General features: G+C 52.4%; 25 protein-coding genes and 3 tRNA genes. 12 read left to right on the forward strand and 16 right to left on the reverse strand.

Features of this window, described 5'->3' with window-relative positions:
• Window positions 1–9 precede the first annotated feature (9 nt).
• On the forward strand, window positions 10–1,026 hold the full coding sequence (gene lplA / locus OGW44_RS09655; RefSeq protein WP_016151611.1) for a lipoate--protein ligase: 1,017 nt from the start codon (window positions 10–12) through the stop codon (window positions 1,024–1,026).
• 85 nt (window positions 1,027–1,111) lie between these two features.
• Here lplA and deoD read toward each other — a convergent pair whose 3' ends face one another.
• The 4 genes from deoD to deoC all read right to left on the reverse strand — a co-directional run bounded on the left by deoD (window position 1,112) and on the right by deoC (window position 5,586).
• The gene (gene deoD, locus OGW44_RS09660) at window positions 1,112–1,831 is read right to left on the reverse strand and encodes a purine-nucleoside phosphorylase (RefSeq protein ID WP_000224864.1); all 720 of its coding nucleotides are present in this window, start codon (window positions 1,829–1,831) and stop codon (window positions 1,112–1,114) included.
• 199 nt (window positions 1,832–2,030) lie between these two features.
• Window positions 2,031–3,254, reverse strand: coding sequence for a phosphopentomutase (gene deoB, locus OGW44_RS09665; RefSeq protein WP_185654757.1), 1,224 nt, complete (start codon window positions 3,252–3,254; stop codon window positions 2,031–2,033).
• 50 nt (window positions 3,255–3,304) lie between these two features.
• On the reverse strand, window positions 3,305–4,627 hold the full coding sequence (deoA, locus tag OGW44_RS09670; protein WP_016151609.1) for a thymidine phosphorylase: 1,323 nt from the start codon (window positions 4,625–4,627) through the stop codon (window positions 3,305–3,307).
• A 179-nt stretch (window positions 4,628–4,806) separates the two neighbouring features.
• The gene (deoC, locus tag OGW44_RS09675) at window positions 4,807–5,586 is read right to left on the reverse strand and encodes a deoxyribose-phosphate aldolase (RefSeq protein WP_016155634.1); all 780 of its coding nucleotides are present in this window, start codon (window positions 5,584–5,586) and stop codon (window positions 4,807–4,809) included.
• A 261-nt stretch (window positions 5,587–5,847) separates the two neighbouring features.
• Here deoC and OGW44_RS09680 point away from each other — a divergent pair, with 261 nt between their 5' ends.
• Window positions 5,848–7,398, forward strand: a complete 1,551-nt coding sequence (locus OGW44_RS09680; RefSeq protein ID WP_047358374.1) for a YjjI family glycine radical enzyme — start codon at window positions 5,848–5,850, stop codon at window positions 7,396–7,398.
• Window positions 7,370–8,233: a YjjW family glycine radical enzyme activase gene (locus OGW44_RS09685; protein WP_047358375.1), complete on the forward strand. Its 864-nt coding sequence runs from the start codon at window positions 7,370–7,372 to the stop codon at window positions 8,231–8,233. Before OGW44_RS09680 ends, OGW44_RS09685 begins: the two co-directional genes overlap by 29 nt.
• Before the next feature lie 32 nt (window positions 8,234–8,265).
• Here the strand turns inward: OGW44_RS09685 and OGW44_RS09690 are convergent, their stop codons facing one another.
• From OGW44_RS09690 to holD, 8 genes are all read right to left on the reverse strand, one after another.
• A complete protein-coding gene (locus OGW44_RS09690) occupies window positions 8,266–9,042 on the reverse strand; it encodes a metal-dependent hydrolase (protein ID WP_047358376.1) in 777 nt (258 codons plus the stop codon).
• The gene (locus OGW44_RS09695; protein ID WP_016151604.1) at window positions 9,039–10,112 is read right to left on the reverse strand and encodes a patatin-like phospholipase family protein; all 1,074 of its coding nucleotides are present in this window, start codon (window positions 10,110–10,112) and stop codon (window positions 9,039–9,041) included. The genes OGW44_RS09690 and OGW44_RS09695 overlap by 4 nt, the downstream gene beginning before the upstream one ends.
• 245 nt (window positions 10,113–10,357) lie before the next feature.
• Window positions 10,358–10,519: a DUF1328 domain-containing protein gene (locus OGW44_RS09700; protein WP_003019081.1), complete on the reverse strand. Its 162-nt coding sequence runs from the start codon at window positions 10,517–10,519 to the stop codon at window positions 10,358–10,360.
• 127 nt (window positions 10,520–10,646) lie between these two features.
• Complete coding sequence (gene osmY, locus OGW44_RS09705) at window positions 10,647–11,264, reverse strand: molecular chaperone OsmY (protein ID WP_016155629.1); 618 nt, start codon at window positions 11,262–11,264, stop codon at window positions 10,647–10,649.
• A 305-nt stretch (window positions 11,265–11,569) separates the two neighbouring features.
• On the reverse strand, window positions 11,570–13,159 hold the full coding sequence (gene prfC, locus OGW44_RS09710) for a peptide chain release factor 3 (protein WP_016151601.1): 1,590 nt from the start codon (window positions 13,157–13,159) through the stop codon (window positions 11,570–11,572).
• 92 nt (window positions 13,160–13,251) lie between these two features.
• Window positions 13,252–13,932 carry a pyrimidine 5'-nucleotidase gene (gene yjjG / locus OGW44_RS09715; RefSeq protein WP_016151600.1) on the reverse strand — a complete coding sequence of 227 codons (681 nt, stop codon included), beginning with the start codon at window positions 13,930–13,932 and terminating at the stop codon, window positions 13,252–13,254.
• Between the two features lie 14 nt (window positions 13,933–13,946).
• The gene (gene rimI / locus OGW44_RS09720; protein ID WP_005123887.1) at window positions 13,947–14,393 is read right to left on the reverse strand and encodes a ribosomal protein S18-alanine N-acetyltransferase; all 447 of its coding nucleotides are present in this window, start codon (window positions 14,391–14,393) and stop codon (window positions 13,947–13,949) included.
• A complete protein-coding gene (holD, locus tag OGW44_RS09725; RefSeq protein WP_003837254.1) occupies window positions 14,362–14,775 on the reverse strand; it encodes a DNA polymerase III subunit psi in 414 nt (137 codons plus the stop codon). Before holD ends, rimI begins: the two co-directional genes overlap by 32 nt.
• A gap of 103 nt (window positions 14,776–14,878) precedes the next feature.
• Here holD and rsmC point away from each other — a divergent pair, with 103 nt between their 5' ends.
• From rsmC to OGW44_RS09745, 4 genes are all read left to right on the forward strand, one after another.
• Entirely contained in the window at window positions 14,879–15,907 is a 1,029-nt protein-coding gene (gene rsmC / locus OGW44_RS09730) for a 16S rRNA (guanine(1207)-N(2))-methyltransferase RsmC (RefSeq protein ID WP_016151599.1), read from the forward strand.
• Between the two features lie 209 nt (window positions 15,908–16,116).
• A tRNA-Leu gene (locus OGW44_RS09735) sits at window positions 16,117–16,203 on the forward strand.
• A gap of 28 nt (window positions 16,204–16,231) precedes the next feature.
• A tRNA-Leu gene (locus OGW44_RS09740) sits at window positions 16,232–16,317 on the forward strand.
• A gap of 31 nt (window positions 16,318–16,348) precedes the next feature.
• Window positions 16,349–16,434, forward strand: a tRNA-Leu gene (locus OGW44_RS09745).
• A 39-nt stretch (window positions 16,435–16,473) separates the two neighbouring features.
• Here OGW44_RS09745 and OGW44_RS09750 read toward each other — a convergent pair.
• Complete coding sequence (locus OGW44_RS09750; RefSeq protein ID WP_019078313.1) at window positions 16,474–16,749, reverse strand: DUF1435 domain-containing protein; 276 nt, start codon at window positions 16,747–16,749, stop codon at window positions 16,474–16,476.
• A gap of 216 nt (window positions 16,750–16,965) precedes the next feature.
• On the opposite strand from OGW44_RS09750, the gene OGW44_RS09755 reads away from it, so the two are divergent.
• Together OGW44_RS09755 and fhuF are read left to right on the forward strand one after the other, a co-directional pair.
• The gene (locus OGW44_RS09755; protein WP_016151597.1) at window positions 16,966–18,042 is read left to right on the forward strand and encodes a GGDEF domain-containing protein; all 1,077 of its coding nucleotides are present in this window, start codon (window positions 16,966–16,968) and stop codon (window positions 18,040–18,042) included.
• A 108-nt stretch (window positions 18,043–18,150) separates the two neighbouring features.
• On the forward strand, window positions 18,151–18,939 hold the full coding sequence (gene fhuF, locus OGW44_RS09760) for a siderophore-iron reductase FhuF (protein WP_016155626.1): 789 nt from the start codon (window positions 18,151–18,153) through the stop codon (window positions 18,937–18,939).
• Between the two features lie 29 nt (window positions 18,940–18,968).
• Here the strand turns inward: fhuF and OGW44_RS09765 are convergent, their stop codons facing one another.
• Complete coding sequence (locus OGW44_RS09765) at window positions 18,969–20,312, reverse strand: PTS sugar transporter subunit IIC (protein ID WP_016151595.1); 1,344 nt, start codon at window positions 20,310–20,312, stop codon at window positions 18,969–18,971.
• Between the two features lie 365 nt (window positions 20,313–20,677).
• Here OGW44_RS09765 and OGW44_RS09770 point away from each other — a divergent pair, with 365 nt between their 5' ends.
• Window positions 20,678–21,139, forward strand: coding sequence for a YbaK/EbsC family protein (locus OGW44_RS09770; protein ID WP_016151593.1), 462 nt, complete (start codon window positions 20,678–20,680; stop codon window positions 21,137–21,139).
• 54 nt (window positions 21,140–21,193) lie between these two features.
• Here the strand turns inward: OGW44_RS09770 and bglJ are convergent, their stop codons facing one another.
• Window positions 21,194–21,871, reverse strand: coding sequence for a DNA-binding transcriptional activator BglJ (bglJ, locus tag OGW44_RS09775; protein ID WP_029139757.1), 678 nt, complete (start codon window positions 21,869–21,871; stop codon window positions 21,194–21,196).
• Window positions 21,832–22,557, reverse strand: coding sequence for a helix-turn-helix transcriptional regulator (locus tag OGW44_RS09780; protein ID WP_075847910.1), 726 nt, complete (start codon window positions 22,555–22,557; stop codon window positions 21,832–21,834). The genes bglJ and OGW44_RS09780 overlap by 40 nt, the downstream gene beginning before the upstream one ends.
• 458 nt (window positions 22,558–23,015) lie before the next feature.
• On the opposite strand from OGW44_RS09780, the gene OGW44_RS09785 reads away from it, so the two are divergent.
• A complete protein-coding gene (locus tag OGW44_RS09785; RefSeq protein ID WP_016155624.1) occupies window positions 23,016–23,792 on the forward strand; it encodes a threonine/serine exporter family protein in 777 nt (258 codons plus the stop codon).
• On the forward strand, window positions 23,783–24,256 hold the full coding sequence (locus OGW44_RS09790; protein ID WP_016151589.1) for a threonine/serine exporter: 474 nt from the start codon (window positions 23,783–23,785) through the stop codon (window positions 24,254–24,256). Before OGW44_RS09785 ends, OGW44_RS09790 begins: the two co-directional genes overlap by 10 nt.
• The last annotated feature ends 42 nt before the right edge of the window (window positions 24,257–24,298 follow it).

Here is a 24,298-nt window from a genome sequence, read left to right on the forward strand (position 1 = left end):
AAATCGACCATGACGACACTACGCCTGCTTATCTCTGACTCTTACGATCCGTGGTTTAACCTCGCGGTCGAAGAGTGCATTTTTCGCCAAATGCCCGCCACGCAGCGCGTCCTGTTCTTGTGGCGTAATGCCGATACGGTGGTGATTGGCCGGGCGCAAAACCCGTGGAAAGAGTGTAATACCCGCCGTATGGAAGAAGACAACGTGCGGCTCGCCCGTCGCAGCAGCGGCGGCGGCGCGGTGTTCCATGACTTAGGCAATACCTGCTTTACCTTTATGGCCGGTAAACCGGAGTACGACAAAACCATCTCTACCGCTATTGTCCTCCATGCCCTGAACGCGCTGGGCGTAGACGCCGACGCCTCCGGGCGTAACGATCTGGTCGTGAAAACGCCAGACGGCGATCGCAAAGTTTCCGGCTCTGCTTATCGGGAAACGAAAGACCGCGGATTCCACCACGGCACGCTGTTGTTGAACGCCGATCTCAGCCGCCTGGCAAACTATCTCAATCCGGATAAAAAGAAACTCGCCGCCAAAGGCATCACCTCGGTTCGCTCACGCGTAGCGAATCTAACGGAGCTGTTGCCGGGCATCACCCATCAACAGGTCTGTCAGGCTATCACGGAAGCCTTTTTTGCCCACTACGGCGAACGTGTCGAAGCGGAAATTATCTCGCCGGACAAAACCCCGGATCTGCCGAACTTTGCCGAAACCTTTGCCCGTCAGAGCAGTTGGGAGTGGAATTTTGGTCAGGCGCCTGCGTTCTCGCACCTTCTGGACGAGCGTTTCACCTGGGGCGGCGTTGAGCTGCATTTCGACGTGGAAAAAGGTCATATCACCCGTACGCAGGTCTTTACCGACAGCCTCAATCCCGCGCCGTTAGAAGCGCTGGCGGGTCGTCTGCAGGGGTGTTTGTACCGTGCGGATATGCTGCAACAGGAGTGCGAAGCGCTGCTGGTTGATTTCCCACAGCAGGAGAAAGAGTTACGCGAGCTGTCAGCGTGGATTGCCAGTGCAGTGAGCTAAACGCTGGCCTGAAAATGCCGGATGGCGGTCCGGCATACATCGATTGTATGCCCGGTAAGCGCAGCGCTACCGGGCATCACAACACTTACTCTTTATCGCCCAGCAGAACGGATTCCAGTGCGATTTTGATCATGTCGTTGAAGGTCGTCTGACGTTCAGCGGCAGTGGTCTGCTCGTGAGTACGGATATGGTCGGACACGGTGCAGATGGTCAGCGCTTTCGCACCAAACTCAGCCGCAACGCCGTAGATACCCGCCGCTTCCATTTCCACGCCCAGCACGCCGTATTTTTCCATTACGTCGAACATTTCGCCGTCCGGAGAGTAGAACAGGTCAGCGGAGAACAGGTTGCCCACGCGCGCGTCTACGCCCAGTGCTTTTGCCGCATCAACTGCATTACGCACCATGTCGAAGTCAGCGATAGCTGCGAAGTCATGATCTTTAAAACGAATACGGTTTACTTTGGAGTCGGTGCAGGCACCCATACCGATAACCACGTCACGCAGTTTAACGTCCATACGCACAGCGCCGCAGGAGCCTACGCGAATGATTTTCTTCACGCCAAAATCGGTGATCAGCTCTTTGGTGTAGATAGAGCAGGACGGGATACCCATCCCGTGACCCATAACGGAGATCTTACGGCCTTTGTAAGTACCGGTGAAACCTAACATGCCGCGAACGTTGTTCACTTCACGAACATCTTCGAGGAAAGTTTCAGCAATATGCTTTGCGCGCAGCGGGTCGCCCGGCATCAATACGACGTCAGCGAAATCACCCATTTCTGCATTAATATGTGGAGTTGCCATCTTCAGTTCCCTTTTGATTTATTGTTTATGTCGAGGGGGTAGCAATGCCTTTCCCAACCGACAAAACGAATTCAAATACCCTAAGGATTTCGCGTTGTAGGAAGGCGACGAATTCGGAACCCCCGGGAGCATAGATTACCTATGTGACCGGGGTGAGCGAATGAAGTCAACGCATCTACAGCGCGAAAGACAACGGGTATCACAGCATGTTTTTACCGTAGTCCATCGGCGATGTATCAAAGTAGCTCGCCAGCGTCTGGCCAATATCCGCGAAAGTTTCACGGTGACCTAAAGAGCCTGGTTTCACTTTCGGGCCGTAAACCAGCACCGGAATGTGCTCACGGGTGTGGTCAGTGCCGGTCCAGCTCGGGTCACAGCCGTGGTCAGCGGTCAGGATCAGAATGTCATCTTCACCCACCAGTTCCATCAGTTCAGGCAAACGGCGGTCGAACAGTTCCAGACCTGCAGCGTAACCAGCGATATCGCGACGATGTCCCCAGGAAGAGTCGAAATCAACGAAGTTAGTGAAGACGATGGTCTTATCACCCGCTTCTTTCATCTCTTTGATGGTGGCGTCGAACAGCGCGTCCAGGCCGGTAGCTTTCACTTTTTTGGTGATGCCGCAGTTAGCGTAAATATCCGCGATTTTACCGACGGAAACCACGTGACCGTCTTTCTCGTCGACCAGTTTCTGCAGCACGGTCGGTGCTGGCGGCTCAACGGCCAGATCGTGACGGTTACCGGTGCGCTGGAAATTACCCGCTTTATCACCGATAAACGGACGCGCGATAACACGACCGATGTTGTAACCACCTTCGGTCAGTTCTTCACGAGCGATTTCACACAGTTCGTAGAGTTTATCCAGGCCAAAAGTCTCTTCGTGACAGGCAATCTGGAACACGGAGTCTGCAGAAGTATAGAAAATCGGCTTGCCGGTTTTCATATGCTCTTCACCCAGTTGATCCAGGATCACGGTACCGGAAGAGTGGCAGTTGCCGAGGTAGCCCGGCAGGTTGGCACGTTTGACCAGTTTATCCAGCAGTTCCTGCGGGAAGCTGTTGTCATGATCGGAGAAATAACCCCAGTCAAACAGAACCGGAACACCCGCGATTTCCCAGTGGCCAGACGGCGTGTCTTTCCCGGAAGAGAGTTCATGCGCCCAGGCGTAGGCACCAATCACTTCCGCGTTACCGTCCATACCAGCAGCAATTTTACCGGTAGAACCTTCGTGAGCTTTCACCAGGCCCAGACGGGTCAGGTTAGGCAGATTCAGTGGACCTTTGCGACCCTTGTCAGCTTCGCCTTTCGCACAGGCTTCTGCAATGTGTCCCATAGTGTCTGAGCCTACGTCGCCAAAGCGATCCGCATCTTCAGTCGCACCAATACCAAAGGAGTCCAGCACCATAATAAATGCACGTTTCATCTTGTTCTCCAACATCTGCGCCGCAAAAAAGCGATCAGATCAGTATACAGTTATTCGGTAATACGACGATAGACTGTCGGTGTAATTTCTGGCGCTTTATCGTCAAGGCTAATTGCCGCTTTGACCGCTTTCGCCGCTTCCTGCCAGCTGGCTTCGTCTTTGGCGTGGATCACCGCCAGCGGACGCTGTCCGTCTACGCTGTCGCCCAGACGCGCCATGTCGCTAAAGCCAACGCTGTAATCAATGGTGTCCGAAGCCTGACGACGACCGCCGCCCATGGAAACAACCGCCATTCCCAGCGCACGGGTATCCATAGCGCTGACAAAACCTTCGGTATCAGCATATACCGCTTTGCTGAGCATTGCCGTCGGCAGGTACTTCGCATAATTTTCAACGAAATCGGTCGGGCCTTTCTGCGCCGCAACCATGCGACCAAAAATCTCTGCCGCTTTGCCGTTATCCAGCACCGCCTGCAATTTCGCACGGGCTTCGGCATCGTCTTTCGCCAGATTGCCGGAGATCAGCATTTCCACGCACAGCGCCATCGTGACGTCTAACAGACGTGGATTGCGGTATTCACCTGTCAGGAACTGCACCGCTTCGCGGACTTCTACCGCGTTACCTGCGCTGGATGCCAGTACCTGGTTCATATCGGTTAACAGCGCGGTGGTACGTACACCCGCTCCGTTCGCCACGCCGACAATCGCTTCGGCAAGCGCTTCAGAAAGCTCATAGGTCGGCATAAAGGCGCCGCTGCCTACTTTCACATCCATCACCAGCGCATCCAGCCCTTCCGCCAGCTTTTTCGCCAGGATAGAGCCGGTAATCAGCGGGATGGAATCCACCGTCGCGGTAATATCGCGGGTGGCATAAAAACGTTTGTCCGCCGGTGCGAGCGAGCTGGTTTGCCCAATAATCGCCACACCCACGTCTTTAATAATTTCACGGAAACGCGCATCGTCCGGGAAGATGTCAAACCCTGGGATGGCTTCCAGTTTATCGAGCGTACCGCCGGTATGACCCAGACCACGTCCGGAGATCATCGGAATATAGCCGCCGCATGCAGCGACCATCGGGCCTAACATCAGTGACGTTACGTCACCCACGCCGCCGGTAGAGTGTTTATCCACAATCGGGCCGTTCAGCTGCAGGCTTTTCCAGTCCAGCACGGTTCCTGAATCACGCATTGCCATGGTCAGCGAAACACGCTCAGGCATTGTCATATCGTGGAAGAAAATGGTCATCGCCAGGGCGGCGATTTGCCCTTCAGAGATGGTGTTGTCGCGAATCCCATTGATAAAGAAACGAATCTCTTCATCGCTCAGCGCATGACCATCACGTTTTTTACGAATAATTTCTTGTGCGAGAAACATGGTAACCCCCGATAAATCAGGTTAAATGCAGCGGAAAACCCACTGCAATGAATGATTACTCTAAACAATTCGAGTCGCAGGAAGCGGCAAGGAAGCTCATCCCCAGGCGCTTACTACAGTAAGTGACTGGGGTGAGGGAGTGCAGCTAACGCACCTGCGGCTTGCAGTATGACGAGTAATTAGTAGCTGCTTGCGCTCTTACCGTCGCCGTGACCCAGCGCTTTCAGCAGGCTCGCCAGCAGGCTGGATGCGCCAAAACGATAGTGACGGGAATCGGCCCAGTCAGCGCCAAACAGTTCGTCGGCAATCGCCAGGAACTGCTGTGCATCTTCTGCAGTACGCACGCCGCCTGCCGGTTTGAAACCTACAGTTTTAGAAACGCCCATGTCGCGGATCACTTCCATCATGATGCGTGCGCTTTCCGGCGTCGCATTTACCGGCACTTTACCGGTAGAGGTTTTGATGAAATCAGCACCCGCTTTGATGGAGATTTCAGACGCTTTACGGATAAGACTCTCTTCTTTCAGCTCACCGGTTTCGATGATCACTTTCAGCAGCACGTTTGCCGCCGCACACGCATCTTTACATGCTTTAACCAGATCAAAACCAACCTGCTCGTTACCGGCGATCAGGGCACGGTAAGGGAACACCACGTCAACTTCATCCGCGCCGTAGGCAATCGCCGCGCGGGTTTCAGCCAGCGCAATCTCGATGTCGTCGTTGCCGTGCGGGAAGTTGGTCACGGTTGCAATACGGATGTCCGGAGTGCCTTGCTCTTTCAGCGTCTTACGCGCGATAGGAATGAAACGCGGATAGATGCAAATAGCGGCAGTGTTGCCTACCGGGGTCTTCGCCTGATGACACAGCGCGATCACTTTTTCATTGGTGTCGTCGTCATTCAGGGTGGTCAGGTCCATCAGTTTCAGTGCACGCAGGCTGCTTGCTGTTAAATCGGTCATAACATTCTCCAACGGCATCGCCGTATAAAATTTCACCTTGCGAGTTTGTTAGTATTCTAACATCCGCTCGCTATTACACTTCGATATACATCACAGTTAATGAAAACCACATACAGATTTGCATTACTCTAATGAGATCTACTTCAAATAAATCACCTTTCAGGAAGGGATGCGGTGGCATCAGGCGCATCCGGATCAAAGGTTGTGGCGGCGTTGCTTTCTACAATGGCGTTACACCTTCGGGATAAAAAGGAATCAACGATGCCCACTTCAAGCGAACTCGCGCTGCAACAGCGTTGCCAACAAATCGTGACCAGTCCGGTGCTCAGCCCTGAGCAGAAACGCCACTTCCTGGCGCTGGAGGCTGAAAACGCGCTGCCTTACCCGCAACTACCTGCTGAGGCTCGCCAGGCGCTGGATGACGGGGTGATCTGCGATATGTATGAAGGTCATGCCCCGTTCAAACCGCGCTATGTTTTACCCGACTACGCGCGTTTTCTGGCCAACGGTTCCTCATGGCTGGAACTGGAAGGAGCCAGGGATCTTGATGACGCGTTATCCTTACTCACCATCCTGTATCACCACGTTCCGTCAGTCACCTCGATGCCGGTCTATCTCGGCCAGCTCGACGTTCTGTTGCAACCGTATGTTAGAATTCTAACACAAGATGAGATCGATATTCGAATAAAACGTTTCTGGCGTTATCTCGACAGAACCCTGCCAGACGCATTTATGCATGCCAATATCGGCCCCGCAGATACGCCTGTCACCCGTGCAATTTTACGCGCAGACGCAGAGTTAAAGCAGGTTTCGCCTAATCTAACGTTCATTTATGATCCGCAAATTACACCTGACGACCTGCTGCTCAACGTGGCGCAAAATATCTGCGAGTGCAGTAAGCCGCACATTTCCAACGGCCCCGAAAATGATAAAATTTTCACAAAAGGTCAGTATGGCGTCGTCAGCTGTTACAACTCGTTGCCGCTCGCCGGGGGTGGAAGCACGCTGGTCAGGCTCAATCTGAAAGCCATCGCAGAGCGCAGCACCTCTGTCGATGACTTCTTTACGCGCACCCTACCGCACTATTGCCAGCAGCAAATCGCCATCATTGATTCACGATGTGAATTCCTCTATGAAAAATCACATTTCTTTGAGAATAGCTTCCTGGTGCAGGAAGGGTTGATTGATCCCGAACGTTTTGTCCCTATGTTCGGCATGTATGGCCTGGCGGAGGCGGTGAACCTGCTGTGCGATAAGGCGGGGCAGAATGCTCGCTACGGAAAAGACGAGGTCGCCAATCAGCTCGGGTATCGTATCAGCGCCCAACTGGCGGAGTTTGTAGAAAGTAGCCCGGTGAAATTTGGCTGGAAGCAGCGCGCAATGCTGCACGCACAGTCAGGGATCAGTTCTGACATCGGCACCACGCCGGGCGCGCGTCTGCCCTACGGCGATGAGCCGGATCCGATCACTCACCTGCAAACCGTCGCGCCGCATCATGCGTATTATCACGCTGGGATCAGCGACATTCTCACGCTGGATGAAACCATCAAGCGCAATCCTCAGGCGCTGGTGCAATTGTGCCTCGGGGCGTTTAAAGCTGGGATGCGTGAGTTTACCGCCAACGTGAGTGGTAACGATTTGGTCCGCGTCACCGGCTATATGGTACGCCTGTCGGATCTGGAAAAATATCGCGCCGAAGGTTCACGCACCAACACCACCTGGCTGGGCGAAGAAGCCGCGCGCAATACCCGCATTCTGGAACGACAACCTCGCGTGATTAGCCATGAACAGCAGATGCGCTTCAGTAAGTAAGATCATTCCTTTCTCCTGCGTCGACGGGCCGGGCAGTCGCCTGGCTCTGTTTCTGCAAGGATGTAACCTGCGCTGTAAAAATTGCCACAATCCGTGGACGATGGGACGCTGCAACGACTGCGGGGAATGTGTCCTGCATTGCCCGCATGAGGCGCTGAGCCTGAGCGCGGGGAAAGTGAGATGGCAATCCGACGTATGTCAGCAGTGCGATACCTGCCTGCACATGTGCCCACAGCAGGCCACGCCGATGGCGCAAACCCTGAGCGTTGATGAAGTGCTGCAGCATATTCGCAAGGCGGTGCTGTTTATTGAAGGAATTACGGTCAGCGGCGGCGAAGCGACCACCCAGTTGCCGTTTATCGTGGCGCTGTTTAACGCGATCAAAACCGATCCGCAGCTGCAACACCTGACCTGCATGGTAGACAGCAACGGCATGCTGAGCGAAACCGGCTGGCAAAAACTACTGCCGGTATGCGACGGCGTAATGCTCGATTTAAAAGCCTGGGATAGCGCGTGTCATCGACAGTTGACAGGCCGCGATAACACGCTGATTAAACAAAGCATTACCTTTTTGTCCGGGCAGGGAAAACTTGCGGAACTGCGCCTGCTGGTTATTCCTGGCCACGTGGATTATCTACAGCATATCGATGCACTGGCGGCGTTTATCAAACGTTCAGGTGATGTACCGGTGCGGCTAAATGCCTTTCATGCGCACGGGGTGTACGGCGAAGCGAAGGACTGGCCGAGCGCCACGCCTGAGGATGTGGAGCAACTGGCGCAAGGATTGCGCGAGCGCGGAGTGGATAATTTGATCTTCCCGGCGCTGTACCTGTAATTGCCGGATGCGACGTATCCATCGTCCGGCAATTAAAAATCAAATAACGCCGTCGTATTGCGATACAGCGCATCAGCGATAACATCCGCAGGTTCCGAGCGCAGCTCGCAGAGGACATCAAAGACTCTGACCACCTGCTCCGGGCGATTCGGCTGTCCCTGAAAGCCGTTGAGCGGCATATCCGGCGCGTCAGTTTCCAGCAGCAGTGAGTCCAGCGGCAGTTGCGCCATTACCTCGCGGGTTTTACTGGCGCGCGGATAGGTAATGGTGCCGCCCACGCCAATTTTGTAGCCCAGTTGCACAAAACGTTCGGCCTGCTGCACGCTCCCGGAAAATCCATGCACCACGCCGGTTCGCGGTAAAGCATGGCGTTTCAGGTGCATCGCCAGCTTGTCATGAGTGCGCCGCGAATGCAGGATCACCGGCAGTTCGTAACGCTTCGCCAGCTTAAGCTGCGCTTCCAGCAGCCGCTCTTGCTTATCGAATTGCGGATCGTCCCGATAAAGATCCAGCCCAATCTCACCTACCGCCACCAGCTTTTGCGGGCGCTTATCCAGCGCCTGCTGCAACTGCTCCAGGCAGTCATCGCTATGTTGCTCAATAACAATGGGGTGCAGCCCCAGGGCGGCAAACAATGGAGGGTAATTTTCCGCTAACGCCAGTACACGGGAAAAATTTGCCGCCTGGGTGGCCGGAACGATAATGCTTTGCACGCCGACGTCAGTCGCGCCCTGAATACTGGCAGATTCATCGCCCGTAAACGGCGGAAAATCAAAGTGACAATGCGTATCAATAAAACGATAACTCACGCCAAATCCTCATTATTAAACGTCGTGTCGTTAGCCTGAGGCGCATTGGTCACCACGGGGGCGTGAGCGTCGTTAGCCACCGGCGCAGGTGGAACCACGACCGGTCCCGGCACCACAATCTTCGGCGTCTGACGAGGCAACGGCGCATTTTTCGCCAGCAGCTTGCCGACGGTTGCCAGGAAGTAACGACCACACAGGCGTCCGGTCTTGTAATCTTCCCGCAGCGCCGGAATACGGCTTCCTAATGCCATGCTATGGAGCGGTTTGGGCGGGTAGATCTCAAAGATACGCAGCTTGCCCGGCGGTTTCTCAATAAAACTCTGAATCGCGCGATAGCTGGCTTCATGGTGCTGGACCAGATTCAGCAGCGGTTGCAGGCTGCTTTCGCCCAGCCAGCGTTCCATACGCTTGAACCACTGCGGGGTGTAATACATTTGCGAAGGCACGGTGCGGATAACCACCAGCGTTTTTGCCCCCTGCTTCGCCGCTTCCTGCACGGGAATGGCGTCGCTGACTCCCCCATCGAGATAATTCACACCATCCAGCGCAACCCCAGCGCGGTAGAACCCTGGAATCGCGCTGGAGGCACGAATAAGATCGAGCCAGTTTTGCCGGTTCGGCGAAAAATAGCCTGGCGTGTAGTCATCGCCCCGACAGGCGCACATATAAAACGATTTCCCTGCGGCAAACAGGCGCTCGGCGTTATCCATCGCCAGCGGCATCTGGGACGCGGTCGAATCCACCAGCCAATCGAGATCGATTAAATTTCCCCCGCGCACAAAGCGCACCGGGTCAAAAAATTCACGTCGGGTAGTGTAACGCATGATGACTTTACGACCGTAACCCGGCTGGTTACAAAGATAGGCTGAAAGGTTTTGCGCGCCAGCGGAGGTCCCGTAGAAGAGATCAAAAGGATTGAACTGCGCGCGCATGAATTCATCCAGTACGCCAGCGGTGAAGATGCCTCTTTGTCCGCCGCCCTCACACACCAGCGCCATGCTGCCTGGTTGAAACGGACGTAACGATAACGGCGCAATATTGCCGAGCGTGACGGGTATTCTCTGCCCCACCTCTGCCTTCCTGTTGTTTTTGTAATAGAACAACAAAGTAACGCAAATTGCCTGATGCTAAAACCGTAAAAGCCAGTCCGGTGGACTGGCTTAGTAGCAAGTTATCTTTACGGTTAATCCCCAAAATAATTCAAGTCACAAGAAGGCGGCAAGGGCGTGAATCCCGATCTGCTTACTCTGGTAAGTGATACGGGCGAGCACGCGTAGCCAGCGCACCTTTAACTTGAAGAATAAAGGGGATGTCGCTAGGGCCGTTTACGACCTGTAAATAGGCTGACCAGAAACAGAATGATCCCCACCACAAAAACAATTTTCGCTGCGCCAGCAGCGGTACCCGCCAGTCCACCAAAACCCAGTGCAGCGGCAATTAACGCGATAACCAGAAATATGATGCCCCATCGAAACATGCGCTTCTCCTTTACCATAGTTAATGTCACCGCTTGATATGAGCACTCAGGCTGCCCATCGGCGATATTTTCAGTGTGGTGCACAACACGCCTCCCGACAAACGTCGGGAGGACGAATTAAGTCTAATTAGTGAGTTTTAAGATCGTTTTTGACGCTTTTCACGCCATCAATCGCTTTGGCGATGCTCTCAGCACGATCGCTTTGAGCCTGTGATTCAACGGTTCCTGAAAGCTGTACCACGCCATCGGTGGTTTCAACTTTCACTTTGCGGGAAGGGACAATATCATCGGCCAGCAGCTTGGCTTTTACCTCACTGGTGATTGCCGTATCGCCCGCATAGCCTTTTACAGAAGAGTCTTTGCTATCACGTACGTGCAGTTTGTCGCTAACGGAGGTCACACCCTCAACGCCTTTGGCGACTTTAACTGCCTCTTCGGCCTGTGCCTGACTTTCAACAAACCCGCTTAGCGTCACCACCTTCTGGTCGGTTTTGACGGAAATGTCGGTGCTCTTAATGCTATCGTGATCCACCAGCGCGGCTTTTACTTTCGCAGTGATGGTGCTGTCATCCATGAAATTACCGACTTTGTTCATGGAGCTATCGACTTTCTGCCCCGCACTTTCGACGCCGGATTGCGTTTTATCCGTCGTGGAGTTTTCTGCATAAGCAGAACCCGTTGCAACAGCGGAGGTCAGCATCACGGCCAGCAGCGTTTTAGAAATCTTAAGTCCTGTCATTGTCATCGATGTATTCCTGTATGTTTGCTAAAAGCTGCGCTCTGCCGTAAACGGCTTGAGCCAGCAACTAATCTTGTAAGTGGAATAAATATCAGCAATAGAAGCTGCAACAGGCAGCCTAAAAAGCATTTAACGCCGACATTTATGTCATCACATTGTTAAATATAGTTCAGGATTTCGTGATCGCAGTCCAGATTGACTAAAAAACGTGCAAACAAAAGAAAAACGAGAGGTTTTAAGAACATTCCGCAAGGGATTTAAAAGACAGGAAAAGTTGTAGGGCACGGCGGATACCGTGCCCTGAAGGTCGATTAGTGTTCGCGCGTTTTGCGGAACTGAACGTCAGGGTAACGTTCCTGGGTGAGATTCAGGTTAACCATGGTCGGCGCGATATAGGTGAGGTTATCGCCGCCATCCAGCGCCAGCTGAATTTCGTTTTTACGCTTGAATTCTTCGAATTTCTTCACGTCAGAACACTCTACCCAGCGTGCTGTCGCTACGTTGACCGACTCATAAATCGCTTCAACGTTGTATTCGCTCTTCAGGCGTGAAACCACCACGTCGAACTGCAGCACACCAACAGCGCCCACGATCAGATCGTTATTAGCGATCGGACGGAAAACCTGCACTGCGCCCTCTTCGGACAGCTGAACCAGCCCTTTCAGCAGCTGTTTCTGCTTCAACGGATCCTTCAGACGAATGCGACGGAACAGCTCCGGCGCGAAGTTCGGAATACCAGTGAACTTCATCATTTCGCCTTGGGTAAAGGTATCGCCAATCTGGATAGTGCCGTGGTTGTGCAGACCCAGAATATCGCCCGGATACGCTTCTTCCACGTGAGAACGGTCACCGGCCATAAAAGTCAGCGCATCGGAGATAACCACGTCTTTACCAATGCGCACCTGGCGCATTTTCATGCCTTTCTCGTACTTGCCGGACACCACGCGCATAAACGCCACGCGGTCACGGTGTTTCGGGTCCATGTTGGCCTGAATTTTAAACACGAAGCCGGTGAACTTCTCTTCTGAGGCTTCAACAACGCGGGTGTCGGTTTTACGCGGCATCGGCGCAGGCGCCCACTCCACTAAGCCATCCAGCATATGATCAACGCCGAAGTTACCGAGCGCGGTACCGAAGAATACCGGGGTGATTTCGCCCGCGAGGAACAGCTCATGGTCGAACTCGTTAGACGCGCCCTGCACCAGCTCCAGCTCGTCGCGCAGCTGCTGTGCCAGGTCTTCCCCCACGGCGGCATCGAGTTCCGGGTTGTTCAGACCTTTAACAATGCGCACTTCCTGAATGGTGTGGCCTTTACCCGTCTGGTACAGGTAAGTTTCGTCTTTATATAGGTGATAGACGCCTTTGAACAACTTACCGCAGCCAATCGGCCAGGTGATCGGCGCACAGCCGATTTTCAGTTCATTCTCGACTTCATCCAGCAGCTCCATCGGATCGCGGATGTCACGGTCGAGTTTGTTCATAAAGGTCAGGATCGGGGTATCACGCAGACGGGTAACTTCCATCAGCTTACGAGTCCGGTCTTCAACACCTTTTGCGGCGTCGATGACCATCAGGCAGCAGTCCACCGCCGTCAGAGTACGGTATGTATCTTCAGAGAAGTCTTCGTGCCCTGGGGTGTCCAGCAGGTTTACCAGGCAGTCATGATATGGAAACTGCATCACAGAGGTGGTAATGGAGATACCACGCTGTTTTTCCATTTCCATCCAGTCAGATTTCGCATGCTGGCTGGAGCCACGGCCTTTTACCGTACCGGCGGTCTGAATCGCCTGTCCGAATAACAGTACCTTTTCAGTAATTGTCGTTTTACCGGCATCCGGGTGAGAAATAATGGCAAAAGTGCGGCGTTTGGCCACCTCTTGCAAATAAGGAGACAACGTCATAGTCAAATCTTCTTAGGTAAGCACGGCAACAGGCCGTGCAAGTTGAATACGAAAAATTGCGGCTATTTTACCCATCAACGGGGGGGAGGCAATCAGTGTTTACACAGGAGCCGCTCCAGTTCACTTAATGACGCTACGGTCCAGGTCGGCTGAATGCCCGCTGGCTGCTCGCGGTGGTGCGTATTTAGCCAGCAGGTGGATAGCCCGGCGTTAATGCCGCCAAGAATATCGGACTCTGCGGTGTCGCCCACCATCAGTACGCGGGAACGCTCAGGATTGCCCGCCTGCTCCAGCGCATGGTCAAAAATACGGGGATCGGGTTTTGCCACGCCAACCTGCTCAGAAATCACCAGCAGGTCAAAATAGTCGCGCAGCCCCGTCCGCTCAAGGCGGATTTGCTGCAACGCCGTAAAGCCGTTAGTAATAATACCGATTTTTGTTTTATCACGAATCGCATTGAGCAGAGAAACCGCCCCTGGCAACGGCGAGCAAATCTCCGCCATCGCATTGATAAAGGCGTCATTAAGCTGGCCTGGCTCAACCTTCAGGCGTTCAGCCCAGCTCTGAAAACGAGCGTGCTGGAGTTGTAATGAGGTTATCGCACCGTTTTGATAATCCACCCACAGCGGTTTATTTACGGCCTGGTAGTCCTGAAAATCTTCAGCGGTAAAGGTAATGCTATAGTCGAGAAACATCCGCTGTAAGCCGGTAAACGAGTCAAACGTAAACAGCGTTTCGTCGGCATCAAAGAAAATCCAGTCCCACTTCTTCATCATTACACCTTGTCTTACATGCTGATTGGCAATGCCATTATAATGGCGTCTTCATGACCATCGGCCGTCGGATAGTAATTGCGCCGGATCGTCGCCTCGTTAAAGCCCAGGCTTTCGTACAGCGCGATAGCGGCAGCATTTGAGGCGCGTACTTCAAGCCACAGTGTCAAAATGCCACGCTTTTCCAGCTCATCGATCAGGTATTCCAGTAGCTCACGCCCCAGGCCCCGGCGCTGAAAGTCAGGATCGACGGCAATATTGAACAGCGTAGCTTCATCCAGCACGACCTGTGTAATCGCAAAGGCGGCCATTACGTCGTCAACCCTCAACTGAAAATTGAGGTAGCGATCGCCCTGGTTGCTGGCAAATGTTTTTTCACTCCACGGAAAAGCGTGAGCGCGTTTTTCAATCTGAAATGCTGCAGGTAAATCAGTCGGTTCGAGGGAAGAAATCGTGTTCATATGCGCAGATTTGTTGCCATAACGCGGCGCGGGCCGCGGGGTTTTCCCGTAATTCATTAAAGGCAGGACTCTCGACCTGAGCGCCCTCCAGCAGCAGCGGCTCTTCGGTTCCCAGCCGCCAGCTATTACAGCGACTGCCCTGCGGCAGCATGGCGACACGGTCAGGCGTCAGTTGTAAAACCTGATCCGGGCTGACGGTTAATGCGCGTAAAATATCGCTCATCAACGGTTCGGTTAGTGCGGGTAATTGTGCAGCAACCATCACCAAACGGACGTGCGCAGGAATTGAAATCGCGATCTCGCCCTGCAGTGCGCCGGGACGACGCAATGACCACTGCGTAATGCCCAGTTGCTGTAACTGCCAGTCTCGTCGGGATGTCATAGCGAAACACTCCTGTCTATCAGGGGCGCAAATATAGCAAATTTGTCGAATCCGTGCCATCAAACAACTATAATCCCCCGCTGTACAATTTAAGGAGCACTCCATGTCTGCTTTTACCCCGGCAAGTGAAGTCTTGCTGCGCCACAGTGATGATTTCGAACAAAGCCGTATTCTGTTTGCCGGTGATTTGCAGGATGACCTGCCTGCCCATTTTGAATGCGCCGCCAGCCGTGCGCACACTCAGCAGCTTCACCACTGGCAGGTGCTTAACCGCCAGATGGGCGACAACGTTCGCTTTAGCCTCGTCGCCCAGGCCGATGACGTTGCCGATAGCGATACGCTGATCTACTACTGGCCGAAGAATAAGCCGGAAGCCCAGTTCCAGTTGATGAACATTCTGTCACTGTTACCGGTGGGCACCGATATTTTTGTTGTTGGTGAGAACCGCAGCGGCGTACGTAGCGCAGAGCAGATGCTGGCCGAATACGCACCGCTGAACAAAGTCGACAGCGCGCGTCGCTGTGGCCTGTACCATGGTCGTCTGGAAAAACAGCCGGTCTTTGATGCAGAAAAATACTGGGATGAATACCAGACCGAAAATCTGACCATCAAAACGCTGCCGGGCGTATTCAGCCGTGACGGCCTGGATGTTGGCAGCCAACTGCTGCTCTCCACGCTGACGCCGCACACCAAAGGCAAAGTTTTGGATGTCGGCTGCGGTGCAGGTGTACTCTCCGTCGCCTTAGCCAGCCACTCGCCAAAAGTGCGCTTAACCCTGTGCGATGTTAGTGCCGCCGCCGTTGAAGCCAGCCGCGCAACGCTTGCTGCCAACGGTATTGAAGGAGACGTAATCGCCAGTAACGTCTTTTCTGACGTGACGGGTCGCTTTGATATGATCATCTCCAACCCACCGTTCCACGACGGGATGCAGACCAGCCTCGATGCCGCGCAAACGCTGATTCGTGGTGCAGTGCGCCACCTCAACAGCGGCGGTGAACTGCGTATCGTGGCGAACGCCTTCCTGCCTTATCCGAAGGTACTGGATGAAGTGTTTGGCTTCCACGAAGTTATCGCGCAGACCGGTCGCTTCAAGGTCTATCGCACCATCATGACGCGTCAGGCGAAGAAGTAGAACGGCCATCCCATGCCGGATAAGGTGCCTGCACCGCCATCCGGCAGGGTTTGCTAAATGCGGGGTGGCACTTCGTTTACACGGCCTGCGTTTAGCGCCCATTTTTACATCAATTAAGCGCGTCCTGGGCAATTAACTATTGACGAAAAGTTGAAAACCACTAGAATGCGCCTCCGTGGTAACGATACTTTTTTGAGTGTCGATGGTATGCGAAGGTGGCGGAATTGGTAGACGCGCTAGCTTCAGGTGTTAGTGTCCTTTCGGACGTGGGGGTTCAAGTCCCCCCCCTCGCACCATAATCCACGTTGATATTGCTCGCACTGGGCGAAGGTGGCGGAATTGGTAGACGCGCTAGCTTCAGGTGTTAGTGTCCTTAGGATGTGGGGGTTCGAGTCCCCCCCCTCGCACCAACGAGGCGATATCAAAAAATAAGATGACTGTGCGAAGGTGGCGGAATTGGTAGACGCGCTAGCTTCAGGTGTTAGTGTCCTTAGGATGTGGGGGTTCGAGTCCCCCCCCTCGCACCAATTATCTTATTTCCCTCTCGATTTTCTTCCCTATTTTGTTCATCCCTGATTCCCGTTCATCATCACCAGAACAATGCCGCCGATCAGCGCCGCACATGAAGGCAACAGGACAAAATGCCGCAAACGCTTGTGGTACAGCATGAGTGAAGTCAACAGTAATCCTAATACAATCATCGCCTTCCATACGTAGACCGACAGGTCGCTAAATGCCATCCCGGCAATCAGTATTCCCGGCAGCAGAACACCCCATCCACTGCCCAGCGTACGTTGCAACATGGTACCACCTATGACATTGATAATGATAACCAATATCATATGATATATTTTCTCATTTGTCAGCTGGGAGGCACTATCAATTATATGAGTTTTACTTAACGATTGATGACATGAATAATTTAAGGTGATAAATTGCTCGCCGGTTAGCTTTTCAACTAAAAACAATAAAAACCTCTGCGAATGATACCCCGTTCGTTATTTGTTTTATTTACCAACACACCTTCGTACATTGCAGATAACTAACAATATTTACCTATGACAGTACAATCCTGGCGAGCTCTGCGCACCAAAAAATACCAACTCTCTTTACGATTGTTTCTGCTACTCAACGCAGTCTCCGCGTTGTTTACGCTTTTTTTTCCCCTGTTTGCCGTCAAAGCGTTGTCAGTACCGGCGTTGCTGATTCTCGTGATGAGTACATTGTTGCTGGCATGGCATAGGAAATATGTGGATAAAAGAATTAATCTTCCTTTTATTTCAATCGTTTTTGGTTTGCTATGGGCATTACATATTTTCCTGAAATATAACGCTCTGGGTCATAATGATTATTATTTTCTATTAATCGCGCTTCTCAGCGTGCTGTTTATTGGTTCTATCGCTTTTGCCAATAATATCATCGCGTTTACGCTTCACTCATTGCCTTCCGTCGCCGTCTGTTTATGGCTGAATGGCAGCGAGCATGGTTTGCGAATTATCTATTTTATGGCGCTACCCATGGCCGGGATCGCCATCCAGCATGTGATACAGAAGCGCTACGATGGCTTCGCCCAGCAGCTGATGTATAAACTGCTGGAAGAACGGGAAACCCTGAACGGGCTCAGCATGCTCGACCCGCTAACCGGTTTGTACAATCGTCGGGGGCTGCAACACCGACTCGATACGCTGTTGGCCTTGAGCAACGCGAAGCACTACGTCTTGCTACTGGATATCGACCATTTCAAAGCCTATAACGATCACTACGGTCATATGATGGGAGATCAGGCGCTGATCCGCGTCTCTGCCGCAATTCGTGACTCCGTGCGCTCCCGGGACGTGGTGGCGCGCTTTGGTGGGGAAGAGTTTATGGTTTTGCTGACCGCGGTCGATCCCCAGCAGGCCCAGGCTGCCGCCGAACGTATTCGCCAGAAGGTGTACGACCTTAAAATTCCGCACATGTTTAACGAGAGCGTGGCAACCAACGTAACCGTGAGTATTGGTATTGCGCCTCTGGTCGAGCAGGATATTGATGCCGCTGTTGCCCGAGCGGATAAAGCCCTTTATGAGGCCAAGAGCCTTGGGCGCAACAGTACGCTGGTCAGCGATGACCTGCGGGTAAACTGCCCTTCTGCCTGAGCTATCTGTGCGGTGTGGCCCGGGATGGCGACAAAGATCTTGCCATCGCTCAATGTCAATTATAGGATTAGCAATCATTATCATTAAGATTAACATCCTTATATCGACATGGCTTATCGTTCCGCACCGATCGTTGAAGATGTCATCTGGCGTAGCCCTCTGCCTGCAAAGATACCCTCGCTGGCTGCTGCCGTACGCGCAACGATAGCCAACACCCGTGAGCACCTGCTGGACTTCATTCGTCTTGACGAAACGCCCGTGCCAGGTGCGATGACGCTACATGAATGGACGCAACCAACGACGCTAAGTTCATTGCTGGCTGTCTATTCGGACCATATTTATCGCAATCAGCCCACGCTGCCACGCGAAAATAAGCCGCTAATTTCTCTCTGGGCGCAGTGGTATATCGGCCTGATGATGCCTCCGCTCATGGTGGCCCTGCTGACGCAAAAAGAGGCCATCGACGTCTCTCCTGAACACATGCACGTAGAATTCCACGAAACAGGCCGTGCTGCCTGCTTCTGGATCGACGTGCATCAGGATCACCAGGTCACGGCCCAGTCTCCTCAGCAACGCATGGAAACACTGATTCTCTCGGCGCTGACGCCGGTTGTGCAGGCGCTGGAAGCGACAGGGGAGATCAATGCGAAGCTTATCTGGAGCAACACCGGATATTTAATTCACTGGTATTTAACGGAAATGAAGCCGTTATTAGGTGAAGAACTGCTGACCACACTGCGCCAAACCTGTTTTTTTGAGAAGCAACTCTCCTGCGGTCAGGATAACCCCCTGTGGCGTACCGTTGTTCCGCGCGAAGGACTGTTAGTACGCAGAACCTGCTGCCAGCGCTATCGCCTGCCCGATGTCCAGCAATGCGGTGACTGCACGCTGAAGTAAGCGAGGAGCCGTAGCCCCTCGCCCGTCAGTTATGCAACCTGCTGATTTTCTTCTTCTATACGCTGTGCTTCTTCTTTTTCCTGCGCTAATAGCTGCTTTTCGTAAACCTTAAAGAATGGGAAGTAGATGACGGCAGACACCAGTGCCAGCAGGACAACCAGAATGGCCGCACGATAATCCCAGCCTAACGCCCATGCCGCGCCAACCGGTGCCGGGGCCGTCCAGGGAACCACTGAAATCACCCGCCCAATTAAATCCAGCTTCATCGCCGCCCAGGCCAGCACTGCGTTCACCATAGGGGCCAGCAGGAAGGGAATAAAGAACACTGGGTTCATGACAATCGGCGTACCGAAAATCACAGGTTCGTTAATATTAAAAATGCTCGGGACAACGCTCAAACGCCCGATCGATCGTAGATGGGCCGAACGGCTACGCAGATAGCAAATCACCAGCCCCATCGTCGCGCCGGAACCTCCAACCACAATAAAGAACGTCCAGAACGCTTCCATAAAGATATGCGGTAAAGGCGCGCCCTGCGCCAGCGCCGACTGGTTCATCCCGAGATTGGTGAGCCAGAACATTTGCAGCATTCCCGACACAATTGCCGCGCCATGTATACCCGCAAACCACAGCAGATGGCCGATCAGCACCGCCAGCAGTATCGCTGGCAGAGAATCCGCTGCAGACACCAGTGGTTTAAAGATGGCCATGATGGCCTGCGGGATCAGCATGTCAAACTGCGACTGAATCACCAGACTCAGCGGGTACAGCGTCAGCACCACCACCAGCACAGGGATCAGCAGATCGAAGGAGTTTTTGATCATCGGCGGCACCTGATCGGGTAAACGAATGCCGATGTTGTGCGCCTTCAGGAAGCGCATCATTTCAACGCAGTAAATAGCCACCAGGATCGCAGTGAAAATCCCCGTACCGCCCAGGCTATCAACCGGCATAGTGCCTTTGGTTTTCGGTGCAGCAATCAGCAAAAAAGCCATGATCGATAGCATCGCGCACATGAAGGGATCTAGCTGATGTGACTTCACATAGTGCTTGCCCAGGTTATAAGCGATAGCCGCACATATGTAGACTGACATGATCCCCATCGTCATATCAAACGGTGTGAGGATTTGGCCTTCAAACTGTTTCGCCATATCCAGCCACGCACGTGCAAACCCCCAGGTGGTATCCGGAGAGAAAGGTGGATAGGCGAAAACCAGCAGAAACGAGCCTACGATCATAAAGGGCATCGCCGAAATAAACCCATCACGGATAGCCATCACATGACGTTGTGAAGAGATGCGCCCGGCAACAGGGCTGACGTAATTTTCAACGAAGCGGAAAATCACATTAAATACAGCATGATTAGTAGACATAGCCGTTCTCCCGTTGTGCAAAACCCTGCAACCGTGCTGGTATCAACACCACCACGTAAAGCCCATTACTGCTTTTCGCAACCGTGCCGGGAGGAACGCCAGCGCTACTGCATTTTGAGTTCAGTTTCATAGATGGCTCTTATTATGTAATACAGAGGAAGTGACAACTTCAGTATTAATCGCCATTTGAGCATTCTGCAACCGGTTACTGTAACCGGTTTCTTTGATTGTGAAGACGATCGAAAAACTGCCAATGTTGCCATATTGTTACATTAAAATATTTACAGCGAGCTTGCCCCTATGACAAATTACGCCATGCGGTTTTCTACTGGATGGAGCTGCCTGTAGGCGATTTGGAGAGAAGAATGAGTTTGCAATCAGTACGCCAATTTTTAGCGCAATATGCACCAGATATTGAGATTATCGAATTAGATCAGAGCACAGCTACCGTCGATCTGGCAGCGAAAGCCCATAACGTCGAACCAGGCCAGATCGCGAAAACGCTTTCGCTTAAGGTCAAGAACGACATTATTCTGGTCGTCGCCAAAGGTGATGCCCGACTGGATAACAAAAAGCTAAAGAGCACTTTCGGTGCCAAAGCCCGTATGTTGAGTAGCGATGAAGTAGTGAACGCGACGGGCCATCCCGTTGGCGGTGTTTGCCCTTTCGGACTGGAAACGCCGATTTCGGTATACTGCGACGTTTCGTTGAAGCATTACGCTGAAGTGCTTCCCGCCGCAGGCGCCATCCACAGCGCCGTTCGTATCACGCCAGAAAGGATGGCTGAGCTGACTTCCGCCACCTGGGTGGATGTGTGTCAGGGATGATTCACGTTCCGTGCCGATAACGAAACCCGGCACGAAACGATCTAACATTACCCGCTAAGAAGCCGCCTGTAGAAAAGGTGCAGGTTCACCTGCACGCAGGTACAGCAGGATATCTGCAGCATCCAGCAGTCCGGCATCTGAGCTAACGCCCAGCTTGGACATCACATTAAATTTATGTGCCCGAATGGTTTTAATATTCCGCTCTAACTGAGCAGCGATCTGCGGCATTGAATAGCCATTCGACATAAAGCGCAGTATTTCTCGTTCTGTTGGACTGAGCATACGGCTTTGATTGATATACCAATGGTTTTTAGAACCTTCGGTTCCCCGGTTGGGGCCGTTCAATACCGTAAATAACGCGTCCTGCAGTACCGTTAATGAAGAAGATTTGCTCACAACGCCATCTAACGGCAACGGTGACAAAGAGCCGATTAATCGCGCTTCAGCGTCATCATCAGCAATAACCACCCGGCGAATACGCGGAAAATTTACAGCCAGTTCCGTCAGATAAGCTAACCCGGCCCTGCGATCGGTTCTGATTGCAGAGAGGGAGAAAATAACCGCCGAAAACGACGTTTTTAACATAACCTGACTAAATGCAGGCTGGCTCGAAAAGATATGTAGTTCGTATTGGTTATCCGGCATGGTATTAAACAGGCTCTTAATACCGACGCTACTCATCGCGCACTTCTCTACCAGCGCAACGTTTCTTTTGATGCTTCGGCTTTCCATTCCGTGGTTTCTCCATAAACTGAAGGTAAATTCAATTCTCGCGATCCTTGAGAACTGTTTATCCAGGCGTACATTTCTGCATTGCTATGTATCGACAAGCGACGCATAGCACTGTTCTTTTGGGCGCTGATTGTTTTATTGCTTTTCTTCAGCAATGTCGCAATCTGATTAATTCCCCAACCTTTTCCCAGGAGTCTCAGCACTTTCCTCTCCGAGAGGGTAAGTACAATTGAGCGGGCGCTATGGTCTGCTAATTCTGGCATCACGGGCGGAGAGAGCAGCGACTTGCTAATTCTCTCGGCACGGCTATTTCCTGCGTGAATAACATTCACCAAACTTTCAATCGTCTCGGCATCAGATAACAGCGAACTGACAGGACACATCAGCAATTCAATGGCCAGCGGATAAAAAACACGAGAAACGAGAAATACCCAGTGAATATCGCGGTATTGAGATAATAAAGAATAATACTGTTCGCAGACTGAACGTGGATGATTACAGTCTCCGGATAAATCAGCAATCACCAAATCGGCACAACGCAGCTGCAGCAACGTCAATTCTTCGACGGTGCGGCAGTAGGTAAGTTCATAATCAGCGAACTGCCCCTGCATTACACCTTTAAGTCCGGTTTGTACGATCGGTAATTTACTAATAATAATTGCGTTTTTGCAGCGTCCTGGCAACATATCTCCTCCACACTCACCAGTCCGTATTCGCACTTATTAAAAATCCCCTGATAAATTAAAAGTATTAATTAACAGGAAACCCTAAACAATAGACGAGGTGAATTGTTTATCCTTGGCTTTTATTTATAAACAAAGTTATACCGCTACAATCCCAGTAGCATCAAACTATTGAACCATCATGCCAATAATTACTCATGAATACACTCTTTGTACAATTAAAAGAACTACAATAGATCGTTAGCGTTGCTTACGTATTTTCCATCCTGATAAATAACATTACATTTTCATAAGCGCTGTCTTTATTGATAAGCAAGTGAGGTGTGCAAACGCATCAGACGTACGATCTGCATCTTTTTTCGACGCAAAGATTGATCTTAGCCAGAGCCAACAGGATCATGCTTCATGATAAAAAGAAGACATCCGCCACGCAAAGAGATCCTTTTCAGTCAGAGCGAGTCATGCAAACAGAGCAGTCGTCACAGCGAACGGTTACACGGTTATGTATTCAATGCGGTCTTTTTTTACTTCAGCATGGGGCAGAAAGTGCGCTGGTTGACGAGCTATCCACCCGCCTCGGGCTGGCGCTTGGCATGGATAGCGTAGAAAGCGCTATCTCCTCTAACGCCATCGTCCTGACCACCATTAAAGACGGGCAGTGCCTGACTTCAACGCGAAAAAATCAGGATCGCGGAATTAACATGCACGTCGTGACGGAGGTGCAGCACATCGTTATTCTGGCGGAACACAAACTGCTGGATGTTAAAGGCGTTGAGAAACGCTTTAGCCAGATTAAGCCGCTGCGCTATCCAAGATGGTTGGTCGCCTTTATGGTCGGCTTGTCCTGCGCCTGCTTTTGTAAACTCAATAATGGCGGATGGGATGGCGCGGTGATCACCTTTTTCGCCAGTATGGTGGCAATGTATATTCGCCAGATTCTGGCGTCCCGGCATTTGCACCCGCAAATCAACTTCTGCATTACTGCGTTTGTGGCAACCTCGATTTCTGGTCTGCTGCTGACGTTGCCGACGTTTAACCACACTCCAACCATCGCCATGGCCGCCAGCGTGCTGCTGTTGGTTCCGGGTTTTCCGTTGATCAACTCCGTCGCGGATATGTTTAAGGGACACATTAATACTGGGCTCGCTCGCTGGGCTATTGCCAGTCTGCTGACGCTGGCGACCTGCATTGGCGTAGTCATGTCGATGACCTTATGGGGGCTGCGCGGATGGGCGTGATCGATTTCATTTTGGCGCTAATGCAGGACATGATCCTGTCGGCAATCCCGGCGCTTGGCTTTGCCATGGTATTTAACGTACCACATCGGGCGCTCCCCTGGTGCGCGTTACTCGGCGCACTCGGCCACGGTTCACGAATGGTGATGATGAGCGCAGGATTTAATATCGAATGGTCGACCTTTATGGCGTCGCTACTGGTCGGCTGCATTGGGATCCAGTGGTCACGCTGGTATCTGGCGCATCCGAAAGTCTTCACCGTTGCGGCAGTAATCCCCATGTTCCCTGGGATCTCTGCCTATACCGCCATGATCTCGGCGGTAAAAATCGGCCATTTTGGTTACAGCGAAGCGCTGATGATCACGCTGTTGACCAATTTTCTGAAAGCCTCCTCGATTGTCGGAGCGCTCTCCATCGGGCTATCCGTACCGGGATTATGGCTGTATCGCAAACGCCCGCGCGTTTAGCGGCACGCTTTGTTAGCTCCTCGCTTTGAGGGGAATCGCCCC

Origin of the sequence: Citrobacter sp. Cb023 (assembly GCF_030336805.1) — a bacterium.
Classification (GTDB): Bacteria; Pseudomonadota; Gammaproteobacteria; order Enterobacterales; family Enterobacteriaceae; genus Citrobacter; species Citrobacter braakii.